The 12,869-nt window shown below is 45.5% G+C and carries 9 protein-coding genes; 1 reads left to right on the forward strand and 8 read right to left on the reverse strand.

From position 1 onward, the window contains the following. Positions 1–46 precede the first annotated feature (46 nt). The 8 genes from OCV39_RS19295 to OCV39_RS19330 form a co-directional block, all read right to left on the reverse strand. Complete coding sequence (locus tag OCV39_RS19295; protein ID WP_261889736.1) at positions 47–1,426, reverse strand: BatD family protein; 1,380 nt, start codon at positions 1,424–1,426, stop codon at positions 47–49. Continuing rightward, complete coding sequence (locus OCV39_RS19300; RefSeq protein ID WP_261889737.1) at positions 1,423–3,147, reverse strand: VWA domain-containing protein; 1,725 nt, start codon at positions 3,145–3,147, stop codon at positions 1,423–1,425. Before OCV39_RS19300 ends, OCV39_RS19295 begins: the two co-directional genes overlap by 4 nt. Beyond that, on the reverse strand, positions 3,140–4,219 hold the full coding sequence (locus OCV39_RS19305) for a vWA domain-containing protein (RefSeq protein ID WP_261889738.1): 1,080 nt from the start codon (positions 4,217–4,219) through the stop codon (positions 3,140–3,142). Before OCV39_RS19305 ends, OCV39_RS19300 begins: the two co-directional genes overlap by 8 nt. Then, positions 4,212–4,772: a DUF4381 domain-containing protein gene (locus OCV39_RS19310; RefSeq protein WP_261889739.1), complete on the reverse strand. Its 561-nt coding sequence runs from the start codon at positions 4,770–4,772 to the stop codon at positions 4,212–4,214. Before OCV39_RS19310 ends, OCV39_RS19305 begins: the two co-directional genes overlap by 8 nt. After that, positions 4,773–5,735 carry a DUF58 domain-containing protein gene (locus OCV39_RS19315; RefSeq protein WP_261889740.1) on the reverse strand — a complete coding sequence of 321 codons (963 nt, stop codon included), beginning with the start codon at positions 5,733–5,735 and terminating at the stop codon, positions 4,773–4,775. Positions 5,736–5,747: 12 nt separating this feature from the next. Then, positions 5,748–6,731: an AAA family ATPase gene (locus OCV39_RS19320; RefSeq protein ID WP_017094550.1), complete on the reverse strand. Its 984-nt coding sequence runs from the start codon at positions 6,729–6,731 to the stop codon at positions 5,748–5,750. A 95-nt stretch (positions 6,732–6,826) separates the two neighbouring features. Beyond that, a complete protein-coding gene (locus OCV39_RS19325; RefSeq protein ID WP_261889741.1) occupies positions 6,827–9,160 on the reverse strand; it encodes a multiheme c-type cytochrome in 2,334 nt (777 codons plus the stop codon). A gap of 207 nt (positions 9,161–9,367) precedes the next feature. Next, positions 9,368–10,915, reverse strand: coding sequence for an arylsulfatase (locus OCV39_RS19330; protein ID WP_261889742.1), 1,548 nt, complete (start codon positions 10,913–10,915; stop codon positions 9,368–9,370). 347 nt (positions 10,916–11,262) lie between these two features. Between OCV39_RS19330 and OCV39_RS19335 the strand changes: the two genes are divergently transcribed. Beyond that, on the forward strand, positions 11,263–12,825 hold the full coding sequence (locus tag OCV39_RS19335; RefSeq protein WP_113798975.1) for an arylsulfatase: 1,563 nt from the start codon (positions 11,263–11,265) through the stop codon (positions 12,823–12,825). The last annotated feature ends 44 nt before the right edge of the window (positions 12,826–12,869 follow it).

The raw sequence follows: 12,869 nt of genomic DNA on the forward strand, positions 1-12,869 counted from the left end.
AGTAGAGAACCTGCCGATTATGTTCGATGCAAATGACTTAAGTTTGCTACTTAGTTCTATCTTTTAAGTCTGGCAGGGCTTTAGGTATTTTCAAGCGGTCGAAAATTGAACGATAATTGCTTGAGTTTGATTTGCCACTCGGTAAGTTACGTAACCCTCTCCACAAACGAGTAAATACGCTTTTATCTTCACGCCCTTGTTGGAGGGATTTACTGTCTTCTATCCAACGTTTCTCTCCATTCAATTTACCAAGTTGCGCTTTACCCAGTTCTAGCTGAGTCGTCTGAGTTCGCAACTCACGATAGATAAAGGTTCTCAATGCTGACCAATTACCTTGCTTAAGCAAACGACGTAATACCAGCCAACTTGGTGTCGGTCGGTTTTTATAATAACGCTTCAAGGAAACAACGAATGTAATACATAGCACCAGTGCCAGTGCAACGCTGATAAAGGCAGACATGTAAGCTTTGATAAAGGATTGGAGTGTGTGTTTTGCTTCAAACACTTCGCCTTTTATCACCACACTTTCAAGACGCTGATTTTTGCTGTCCCACCATTGGAACGTAAACTCCGGCAAGGTGAATTCGCCACCTTGCTGAATCACATAAACCGTCTCTTCAACGCGACTCGAACGGTAGTCACCACGTTCTTGTGTGTCATCCAAACGATTAGGCTGAGGGTAAGCTTGATATTGCAGAGTCGATTCATTGGTCAACACATTAGGCAGTAACACAGACAAGCTGTCTTTCGCTTTGATCTTCACTGTTCGTGTAACCGCATCACCCACTTTTAAGTCTTCGCTTGAACGCTGCCATTGCTGCTCAACATCCACGTCTGTCGCAGAAAACCAAGGCGACTCATCGCTTAATAAACCAGAAGGTAGTGAGGCTTCAAACTTAATCGGCTGCGTGTAAAGCGTGCCGCCAACGTTTGATCCATCAGGAGCGGACACTTGAACACGAACAGGTACCGTCGGAATCACAAATTTGCCCGAAGTCATCGGATAAAGCGTCACTTCCCAACGTTGACGTGACCATGTCGTGCCGCCCACTCGTTCAGTGTAGTTCGTCGCCAGTTGGTTACGCTGCTTAGCAATCACATTAGGGATTTCGATGCTGCCAATTCGCGTCCCACCCGTTAGCCACCGAGGAGTCGCCACCTCAATAGTGAGAATCACTTGTTCATTAACGCTAACTTTCGTAGGCGTAATCTTGTCGCCAGACTTCGGTTTTTCTCCGACCCAAGCAATCAGTTCGACATCGCCACTCCTCTGCAGGTCATAAATATCAGCCGCAGAAGCAAGTGTAGAAAAAGCAGTGCTAAACAGCAGAACTAGCGACACAAACAAGGTCTTGGTTAGTTTAACGGACTCTAAGCGCCCTACCTTTACTTGAAGCGCTGCAAGAGTTAAATCATATCGACTCATTGTGCTTGCTCCTGTTTTAGCGACCGTTCCTGTTTTGAATACTGTTCGATGGAAGGTGCAGGATCTCTTAACTGAATTTGGAACTTGGACTTCAAGAAGAACTTAGGATCAGCTTCTACGCGTTTTAACCACTTGTCGGCAAGCTCTTGACTGCCTAAGATTTCATTGGCATTAAGTGTTTCCTTAAGCATCAATTCCGCTACCGTTTCTTCTTCAGCTCCATCTCCCGTTCGAGGCTGATCGTCTTCGAGTTCTAAAGACTCCTCAGGGCCATCTGTGGTTCCAGACTGGCTTTCACTGGTGCGATTAACCTCTTCGACAATTCCACTAAGCACAGCAAGATTGTTCTCCACATCCGTTCTTAGTTCTGGTGACAGATCCTCTTCCTCGCTTAATGATTTCAAAAGGTCTCGTGCCGCAAGGTACTCTCGCTGTCGAGCTAAAGCACTGGCGGCGTTATACAAACCATAATCGGTCTTGGTTTGTAAAAAGGCGCTATGAGCTAACTTAAAATCACGAGCATAGTAATAAGCCGCGCCCTTTCGCATTGGATCCTTAAAATGCTTGGCGGCTTCAAGGTATTCCTTTTGATTCAATAAACGTTGGCCTTGTTGATCAGGCGTTAGCCATAAATCCCACCACCATTGGGCTGTTGTATCCCAAACCGTCACGGACTCTTCAACTACCGGCTTGTCAGCAGTCAAATTGACTGTTTTCGCTAAAGTGTCTGGTGAATACATGCTGCTTGTGATCATCAAACCAACGACACACCATTGAACCAACCACCCTTTTCTAAACCACAACAACATGATGATCGCCATTGGGATAAGCAGGCCATATCCCATGTCTTTCCAAGGCATTGAAGATTCACCGTTAAGTTGCATGTTTCTTTCAACCGCTTTGTTGAGTTGTTGGATATCGGAATTATCAACGGTCACTTCGATCAGTCGTCCACCCGTCTTGCTCGCTAAGCTACGCAATGAATCTAGGTCGACTGGATTATCGCTCACCACATTGCTATTTCCTGCCGCTAGAATAAGCAACTGATATGGGTTGTCTTTAAAGAAGCTTTCGAACGCTCTGATAGTACCTGGGTTAACACCATCTGATACCAACAACACTGACGAGCCTAACTCACCAGACAATTGCTGATTGATAAGTGGCAACGCTTCTTCTGCTGACTTACCTGATACCGGCATGATGTCAGGTGTGATAGCCGCTAGAAACGGTTCGAATACCTTGCTGTCTTGAGTCACAGGCATCGCAACGTGGGCACTGCCTGCATACACAACCAAACCCGTATTACCGCCCTTACGCGCTGCGAGTAAGTCTCGAATTTTCTGTTTAGAGCGTTCCAAGCGACTTGGTGGTAAGTCTTTCGCCAGCATGGATTCACTGTTATCGAGCACCACTAACATCGATGCTTTGTCTTCACCAAAAGGCGATGCTTCACGTTGCCATGTTGGGCCCGAACAAATAATGATGGCGATGGTCACAATAACCATCAATAACTTCAGTGGTAGTTGCTTGCGCCAACCGGTTTCCCCAATGGTCAATGCATCGCGTAAATGTGCAGGAAGAATGTCTTTCCACGTTGGCTTAGTCTCTTCTCTCCAACGAACCCATAACAGGAAGAACATCGGAATAAAGGCCAACAACCACAAAGGTCGGATAAAGTGAAACTGAGTAAAAAACTGTTGCAACATGAGAGAATCAGGCATTGTTCTCTCCTTTCAAATTTTTCTTTGATGAAACCAAAAGCGATCTTCTACGGATTGTCGCCAAGCTAAACGCAGTCAAATACATCACAACGACAATCGCCATTAAGTAATGGTGTAACCCCTGCTTAGGACGATAAGTGGTGCTTTCATACAACTGCGGCTCTAGCTCACCAATTTGAGCATAAGCTTTAGTCAGTTCATCGCGATTAAGTGCTTCAAATGCTTCACCACCAGACTCTTGAGCCACACGCTTGATGGTTTCCATATCCAGAGCCACTTCTCCCACGGTTTGCGGGTCACCCATGGCGATAACGTGAATACGAACGCCTTTCGCCTTGGCTACCTTGGCGGCATCGATAGGTTCTACAAAGCTTCCCGTGTCATTGCCATCAGTTAGTACAATCACAACTTTCTCTTTCGCGTTCGCATCAATACTTGAATCTTGAACTGCTGCACTCTGCTTCTCACTCTGTTCAAACACCTTGATCGCAAGGCCAATAGCATCGCCTAAATGCGTGCTTTGCCCTGCCATCGCCACATCGGTTTGGTTGAGCAGCTCAAGCCAAACCTCTTGATCGGCAGTAAATGGTGTTTGGACAAATGCAGCGTCACCAAACAGGATCAACCCAAGTCGGTCACCTTTTCGGGTTGTTGCGAAGTCGGCTAACACCTCTTTGGTTGCATCTAAACGAGAGATCTTATCGCCTTGTTTAGAAGTAAAATCTTGTTCAGCCATTGAACCAGACAAATCAACCACTACCATCACATCACGACCTAATTGTTCGCGAACTTGTGGCTCACCTAAGATAGTTGGTTTAGCTAACGCGCAAACCACGAGCACCCAAGTGATAATCAACGTGGTGCGTTGCCACCAGCTCGGTGTTAATTGGCTTGCACCTTCTGATGGTGCCTCACCAATCGCTTCAACCAGCTCACTGAAAAATGGCACCTTGATCGCCATTTGTTTGGTTCGATAAGCAGGCACTGCAAAGTAGACCAACAAAGGCAGAGGTAACGCGATAAACCACAGTGGGTGCGCGAATTCAAAGCTGGCAGATAAACTATCAAACATTATCTTGCCCCTCTGGTTTCGCTTGTACCTCTGGTTTTGTTTGTACATCGGGTTTATGAAGTTTTAGCCACATCATCGCGGTTTGAATCACCTCTAAACGCTGTTCAAAGGTTAAACGTACCTTGGAGTCAATTAGGCTCTGCATCCATAGCCCCGAGACTTCATCGGTAAAGAAAGCATTGCTGTTTGCACTCGTACCAGCAATAACAGGCAAATAAGCATTCAAGCGGTTTACATAAGATTGACCAAACAACTTTGCATTGCTGCTGTCTAAGTAACGAAGCACTACTTTGAGTATCTTGAAGGTTCGCTCGGTTGAATTTTTGTCTCGTGCATCCAATACCATAAGCTCTTTGAGCGCTTCTTTGCGATAACGATTATTCCACCACTTTAGCGCCAAGCGATAAGCCAGATAGAACGCGGCCAATAACAAGGCAACGCCGAGGATCTTCCAACCGATCGTTTGGGGAACCCAACTCACGCTGTCTGGAATCGTGACATCATGCAGTTCGCGAAGGATATAAGTACTAGGAGGCGTATGTTCAACAGTCATTTAGCGCCCTCCTACTAGTTTTTGAAGCTGTGAAATATGATGACCAGACGTGTCTAATTCGATATAAGGGAGGTTTTTCATCGCCATCAATTTAGCAAGCGATTGTTTTTGGAGTGCCGCTTTTTGAGCAAGGCTCTCGCTCGCAAGGTTGACCTTAGATTGGCTATCAAGATTGATCTGAAAACGACCATCACCCACCACCCAATTTGCACTCGCAAGGTCTTGAGGCAGTGATTGTTCTAATGGGTCAGTCACCATAATGGCTAGGATGTCATTGTGTTGTTGCAGTTGCTTAAGTCGGTCAAGATGTTGCTCTTGGCAATCTCGCCAATCACTAATAAATATGAGAGTCGACTGCTTGAGTCTAATTCGCTTTATCAGTTCAATCCACTGACTAAACCCAACTCCCTCGCTGTCACTCACACTCACGTCTAAGCTTTGATTAGCCTTGGTAAGATGCTTTAACTGAGCCAACAAATCAGATTGAGAACGCTGCGCTTTGGTATGAAAGAGCTTTTGGTGTGAGGCTAAAACGAAGCCGACACGATCACCATCTTTCAGCACTCGCCATCCACACAATGCTGCGACTTCGGCGGCCACAACGGATTTCATGGTATTTTGAGAAGCAAAGAACATCGAGCTGCGCTGATCGACACAGATCATCACATTTCGATCTTTCTCTTCGGTATAGCTGCGAACATGAGGCTTACCCGTTCGCATCGTAACTTTCCAATCGAGATTACGAATATCATCACCCAATTGGTAATGACGTAATTCCTCAAAGTTCAAACCACGGCCACGGAACAGAGAATTATGTCGCCCCGAAAGTACACTGCCCGCCTTAAGATGAGGCAACAGAGAAAACGACTCAGCTTGAGCCTGTATTCGCACTAACCTTGAGTAATCACAGTATAATCGTGGATCAAGGCCTTGCGGTTTGGGAGCTTGTGTTGGCTTCGCCATGACGCCCCCTAGTTATCCGATCTCAACATTATCAAGCAGTTCTTCAACCACTCTTTGATGGTCAACACCATCGGCCAATGCGTCATAAGACAATGAGAATCGATGACCTAATACGGTGGGTAGCATTGCACGCACATCATCTAACGTGACGTGGTCACGCCCTTGTAGCCAAGCATAAGCGCGAGCACATTTATCCAATGAGATTGACGCTCGTGGGCTTGAACCAATCTCAATCCATTTAGACAAGTTTGATTCTGGGTAACGCTCTGGCTTACGAGTCGCCATCACCAAGGCCACAATGTAGTTTTCGACTAAATCAGAAACCGCAATATCAGGAAGTTGGCGACGAGCTTCAAGTACCAATTCAGGTTCAATATGCTGTGGGGTGACTAATTCTGAACTCGTCTCGCTGCCTAGCTCTTCGCTGCGCACCAATCGAATGATGTCACGCTCTGCTTCGTCTTCTGGGTAGTCGACCGTTACTTTCATGATGAAACGGTCCATTTGCGCCTCAGGTAGCGGATACGTGCCCTCTTGTTCAACCGGGTTTTGAGTCGCTAACACCATGAACAGGTCTGGAAGGATATGAGTTTGACCACCTACGGTTATCGTCCCTTCCGCCATCGCTTCAAGTAGAGCCGCTTGCACCTTCGCAGGGGCACGGTTCACTTCATCGGCCAGAACAATGCTATTGAAAATAGGACCCGGTTGGAAATGCAGTTGAGGCTTACCATCTAGCTCTTGATACACCTCAGTACCCGTCACATCTGATGGCAATAAGTCAGGCGTGAACTGAATTCGCCCAAAGCTTGTGTTCAATAAATTCGCTAGTGACTTGACCGAGCGTGTTTTCGCAGTGCCGGGAAGCCCTTCTAGAAGCACATGGCCATTGGTCAATAATCCGATTACCAGAGCCCGAACGACGTGACTCTGACCGATAACACTTTTCTCTGTCTGTTCAATCAGTTGGTTTATTGCTTGTTGCGCATGGTTCATAGGTCTTCCCTTTATTCAATCTGGCTGCGTACATCCTACCCACAAGCCCCATAACTATTGGTTATAAACACCATAGCCACGTCAATGTTGGTGCTTTATTTCAGCATAGCTTTCAATTGGTTAATCGCCTCCGGTGGCGCCACTTTGCTCAATGATGAAACACATTGTTCAAACGCTTTTGCTGCGCCCGGTTTCTGGTAATTTCGAGCCAAAATCTCACACTGTGCGTACAAGTGTTGTGGATTGCGGCTGAATTGGTAAGCCTTGTGCAACGACTTACTTGCCGCAAGCACATCTGACTTCTCTAAAGCCAAGCCGTACACATACCAATATTGTGGGTCAGTTTTTGCGGTTTCCGCGGCTTGTTTTAAGTAGTTGGTTGCTTGTTTGTAATCTTTCACTCGCAGCATGGATAACCCTGCGCTGTATGGCAACACACTCGATTTAGGTTGAGCTTGAATGCCTTGTTTCAGTGTCGCTAATGCTTTTGGTTCATCGCCAAGGGCGCGATACAAGTCCGCAAGGTTGGCATAACTGTTCTCGAAATAAGGCTCAATCTCAATAGCGCCTAGATAAAACTCAATCGCTTTGTCGTGCTGACCTAAATCTCGATAAACGTTACCTAAGTTAGTGCGGCCAAACCCTCTATCGGCATTGAATTGCTGTATCTCAATGTATTCTTCCAATGCAGGCTTGATTTGATCTTTCTGCAGAGGGTTCATCTCTCCCCAATAACGCACAAGAGCACCTGCGGTTTCTGAACGAATCGACAATACAGAGTCTTTCAATAATGGCTCTAGAATCTGCCAACGATCAGTAAACGGAAAACCAGACGAACCTTGCACGACGCCTAACCGAATCATCTCATCGTCATGTTTTACCGCTCTTGCTAGTGAGATAAGTGTGTTCTTACCCGTGTTGCCACCTAAGCGTTCTAAGCTCGAAGCGCGAATGATATTGCTTAAGCTTGAATCCTGAGCCGAATACGCCAATGCATCTTCTGCTCCTCTGTGCCCTATTGAATCCGCATAAAAGGCAACGGCAAAGTGTTGTTGGTTACGATACTTAGAATCTGGGAACCATTCACCTATCTGTTTATCGGCCCACTGATCAGTTTGGTCTTCATGACAACTAGTACACACATTCGGCGTTTGAATATGCTGGCTGATATCAGGGCGTGGAATATGCCAACTGTGGTCACGTCTTGGGTCAACTTCCATGTACGTCGTTTCAGGCATATGGCAGGTGGTACATTGTGAAGCCTCGGTATTCGCTTCATGGAATGTGTGCTTTTCAGGCGTGTATTCAGAAGCAATGTGACATTGGCTACACACAGCTTCTTCGGCAATTTTCAGTTCTGCAGTATGGGGATCGTGACAGTTAGTACAAGTGACGCCTTTCTCTGCCATCACTGATTGCAAGAAAGATCCGTAAACGTAATCTTCGTCGTAGATCTGGCCATCGTTATGGTAAAGCTCAGGGGTGATCAGACTCAGGCGGTATTTATCAAAGAATGAACCGTTAACGTGGTCACCCGTTTCATTCAACTGAGTGCGTCGACTGTGGCATTGAGCACAGGTTTGAACTTGATTGGTATGGATGATGTCTTTTGGTTGAAGGGTTGAGTTGCCCTCTTGATAGATCCACTCTTTCACCGACTTCGACAAGTCGCGATCGAAACCATAATGCGCTGAGACTGGGGCCCCCTTCCCACCATTAGCCCTTGCTGACTGGGCCTGATCAACATGCTCACTCGCAGGGCCATGACACGCTTCGCAACCAACATTAATTTCAGACCAAGTAGTATTGTAAGTATTGCTTGCGCTGTCGTAGTTTTTTTCTAGGTTTGTTGAATGGCAGTCGGCACACATGAAGTTCCAGTTTTGACCGCTGTTGGTCCAGTAGAATTCATCGGTGTTGGTGGTATCAGGATAAAGGTGAAACCAGCGTTGGCCACCTTCGTCTTTAGTTCGAGAATCCCAAGCGAAAGGAATCAACTGTACGCGTCCGTCTTCAAACTCAACCATGTACTGCTGTAGAGGTTCAAAGGCAAAGGTATAGCTGATTTTGTAATTTTTAAATTGACCGTCTGGCCCTTCGATGTTGACCCAAAACTCATCACCCTTGCGAAAAAATCGGTTGGGCTTTTTGTCATGAGTAACGGTTTGGTCGTTGAAATCTCCCAATACCGTTTCATCAGTCGCGTGCTTCATCGCCATATCATGATGAGAGCCTTGCCACGCTTCCACTTCTTCGCTGTGACAATCAATACACGCTTCAGATCCGACATATGTCGCTAGCGAAGCTTGTTCATTGGCATAGCCGTTGAAACTAAGCATCGACAGCATAGGTAAAGACAACATTGCGGATAATACTGCAACTCGCTGGTGTTTCAATCCGTTCACTAGTGAGCACAACCATGCAGACATAACATTCCTTGTTTTTATACATCCTTATGCTTAATAAGGTAGACGTAAAAACAATGAAATTACAATTATTTAGTGGCAGTTAACTCGATAGTTGTGATTCATATTCACGAGTGGTATTTACTCACCGAAATACGCATAAAAAAAGAGCTCCTAGGAGCTCTTTGTGTTTTCAGTTTCATCAAGCTATCAGTTTCAATAAACCAAAGCTTACTTGTTATGGTTCTCTTGAAGTTTCTCCATTACCTGATCCAAGCTAAAGCTTGCTGCTTTTTGGCGTGGTGGATATTCAGCAAATGTTTCTAAGAACTGACCAACATACGCTTGCGCAGGAACGAACATATAAGCATGGTCTAACAACCAGTCATAATAGGTATTCGACGTAATATCTGCATTTTCGTATGGGTCCATACGCAGGTTAAACAACTTAGGAAGACGTAACGTCACGAAAGGTTCTGACCAAATCTGCATGGTACCCGTTGCACGTTGCTCCATGAACACCGCTTTCCATTGGTTGTAACGAAGCGCTGCTAAATCGCCATCATCGGTAAAGTAGAAGATCTCTGAACGACGGCCTTTTTCTTCTTCACCCGTTAGGTAAGGAAGGAAGTTATAACCATCTAAGTGAACCTTAAACGTTTTATCACCCGCAGTATGACCTTTAAGCAGTTTCTCTTTGATTTGATCATCACCAGCAGCGGCAACGAAGGTTGGCATCCAGTCCATATGGTGCATGATTTCGTTAGATACAGTTCCCGGGGCTATCTTACCAGGCCAACGAACCATTGCTGGTACACGGTATGCGCCTTCCCAGTTGGTGTTTTTCTCACCACGGAACGGTGTTGTACCCGCATCGGGCCAAGAGTTCATATGAGGGCCGTTATCCGTTGAGTAGAAAACGATGGTGTTGTCTTTGATACCCAGATCATCCACTTGTTTCAACAATTGGCCAACGTGTCGATCGTGCTCAACCATACCATCAGCATAGTTACCCACGCCTGTCACACCTTTACTGTCTGCCTTCACGTGCGTTCTAAAGTGCATACGTGTTGCGTTCCACCAAACAAAAAATGGCTTGTCGGCTTTCACCGCACGATCCATGAAATCGAGTGCCGCATCGAGTGTTTCTTCATCAACGGTTTCCATACGCTTACGCGTTAGTGGGCCAGTATCTTCAATCTTGCCATCAGCAAATGATTTGATTACACCACGCGGGCCAAATTTCTTACGAAACTCTGGGTCGGTTGGGTAATCTTCATTTTCTGGTTCTTCCTCAGCATTCAGGTGGTAAAGGTTGCCAAAAAATTCGTCAAACCCGTGCGCTGTTGGAAGGAATTCATCTTTATCGCCAAGGTGGTTTTTACCAAATTGACCAGTCATATACCCCATTGGTTTAAGCATTTCAGCAATCGTTGCATCTTCTGCTTGAAGACCAATATCTGCCCCCGGTAAGCCAACTTTACTCAAACCTGTTCTAAGTACACTTTGGCCCGTGATGAACGTAGAGCGGCCTGCGGTACAAGACTGCTCAGCGTAATAATCGGTAAACATCATGCCTTCTTTGGCGATGCTATCAATATTCGGAGTTTGATACCCCATTAAGCCAAAGGTGTATGCACTGACATTAGATTGACCAATGTCATCCCCCCAAATGACGAGAATATTCGGTTTTTCTGCTGCGAATGTGGCGGTGGAAGCCGCCATCATCGCAGTACCTAAAATCGCTAATCGGCGTTTGACGCCATATTTCACTGTCATAGAAACCTCTTCGTTAGTTATTTGCATCCTGCACTACAACGTATAGTTCATTTTTTAAACTATCGCGACATTCGCTAACCTATTAATCTTTTTGTCATTTTTATCGTCAACAAGATGCGGCAGTAGACGATAGAGATTACGTATACAAACATGATTCGGATCACACATAACAGTTAATAGGCACTTCCAAGAAATACATATAACGAAATATAATCAACAACTTAACCAACCTCCATAACAATTAGTTATAACCACTATAAAAAGACACAACCGGTTTTTGAGATTAATGTTTGCTCATCGATGTGTTGTTTTAACACATTAATCTTAAAAGCAAATTGGAGTCCTTTATGGGTACTAAAATTAATAAACTAGCATTAGGAGTTGGCTTATTAGCAGCTTCTTCAGCGGCAACAGCAGCAGAAAAGCCAAACATTCTTGCTATCTGGGGTGATGACATTGGTGTATTCAACATCAGTGCATACAACAACGGTATGATGGGTTACGAAACACCTAACATCGACCGTATTGCTAATGAAGGTGCACTATTTACTGACCACTATGGCCAACAGTCGTGTACAGCTGGTCGTGCTGCATTCCTAACAGGTCAAGAACCTTTCCGTACTGGTCTGCTAACGATCGGTATGCCAGGTTCAGACCACGGCATCCCTGACTGGGCTCCAACGATTGCTGACCTTTTAAAAGAACAGGGCTACATGACAGCTCAGTTCGGTAAAAACCACATGGGTGACCAAGACAAACACCTTCCAACGAACCACGGTTTTGACCAGTTCTTCGGTAACCTATACCACTTGAACGCAGAAGAAGAGCCGGAGACTTACTACTACCCTAAAGATCCTGAATTCCATAAGAACTTTGGTCCTCGTGGTGTAATCAAGTCTACTGCTGACGGTAAGATTGAAGATACAGGACCTATGACGCGTAAGCGTATGGAACATGCGGATGAAGAGTTCCTAGAAGAATCTCTAGCATTCATGGAAAAAGCAGTAAAAGAGGACAAACCTTTCTTCATCTGGCACAACACTACTCGTATGCACGTGTGGACTCGTTTGCAAGAGAAATACCAAGGCAAATCAGGTATCAGCATCTACGCAGATGGCATGCTGGAGCACGATGACCAGGTAGGTATCCTTCTAGACAAGCTTGATGAGTTGAAAATCGCAGACAACACAATCGTAATCTACTCTACCGATAACGGTGCAGAAACAGTATCTTGGCCTGATGGCGGCGCAACTTACTTCCACGGTGAGAAAGGTACAACTTACGAAGGTGGTATGCGTGTTCCTCAGCTAGTTCGCTGGCCTGGTACAATTAAACCGGGAACTAAGATCAACGACATTATGGGTCACCAAGACTGGATCCCAACACTACTAGCTGCTGCTGGTGATGATAACGTTGTTGAGAAACTGGCTTCAGATAAAGGTGCAACTTACAACGGCAAGAACTGGCGTGTACACTTAGATGGTTACAACTTCCTACCTTATTTCGAAGGTAAAGAAGAGAAAGGCCCTCGTGATAGCATGCTTTACTTCTCTGCAAACGCTGAGTTAAACGCTGTACGTTGGAATGACTTCAAGATTTCATTCGCTGTAATGGAAGGTAACATTGTTGATGCTGTTCGTTTCCAACCGAACTGGCCTCAAGTTGTTCACCTACGTGCTGACCCATTCGAAAAAGCACCTCACGAATCTGGCATGTACCTACGTTGGATGGCAGACAACATGTGGCTATTCGTACCAGTAGGCGGCAAAGTACAAGAGTTCATGAACACGCTACCTGACTATCCAATGCAGAGCAGCCAAGTATTGAACCCTGGTAACTTCAACCAAAACACTTACAATCTTCAAGGCAAGCTTAAGCAACTAGAAGCAGCTGCAGCGCAAGTTAAATAAGCCTATCTAAACCATAAGCTTGTTCCATTTTAATATTTATGCAT

Source organism: Vibrio cortegadensis, assembly GCF_024347395.1.
Taxonomy (GTDB): Bacteria; Pseudomonadota; Gammaproteobacteria; order Enterobacterales; family Vibrionaceae; genus Vibrio; species Vibrio cortegadensis.

Bases quoted from the DNA above. Each gene is read 5' to 3' on its own strand.
- OCV39_RS19320 (WP_017094550.1), bottom strand. From the start codon at position 6,731: ATGAACCATGCGCAACAAGCAATAAACCAACTGATTGAACAGACAGAG.
- OCV39_RS19305 (WP_261889738.1), bottom strand. From the start codon at position 4,219: ATGTTTGATAGTTTATCTGCCAGCTTTGAATTCGCGCACCCACTGTGG.
- OCV39_RS19295 (WP_261889736.1), bottom strand. From the start codon at position 1,426: ATGAGTCGATATGATTTAACTCTTGCAGCGCTTCAAGTAAAGGTAGGG.
- OCV39_RS19300 (WP_261889737.1), bottom strand. From the start codon at position 3,147: ATGCCTGATTCTCTCATGTTGCAACAGTTTTTTACTCAGTTTCACTTT.
- OCV39_RS19335 (WP_113798975.1), top strand. From the start codon at position 11,263: ATGGGTACTAAAATTAATAAACTAGCATTAGGAGTTGGCTTATTAGCA.
- OCV39_RS19325 (WP_261889741.1), bottom strand. From the start codon at position 9,160: ATGTCTGCATGGTTGTGCTCACTAGTGAACGGATTGAAACACCAGCGA.
- OCV39_RS19330 (WP_261889742.1), bottom strand. From the start codon at position 10,915: ATGACAGTGAAATATGGCGTCAAACGCCGATTAGCGATTTTAGGTACT.
- OCV39_RS19310 (WP_261889739.1), bottom strand. From the start codon at position 4,772: ATGACTGTTGAACATACGCCTCCTAGTACTTATATCCTTCGCGAACTG.
- OCV39_RS19315 (WP_261889740.1), bottom strand. From the start codon at position 5,735: ATGGCGAAGCCAACACAAGCTCCCAAACCGCAAGGCCTTGATCCACGA.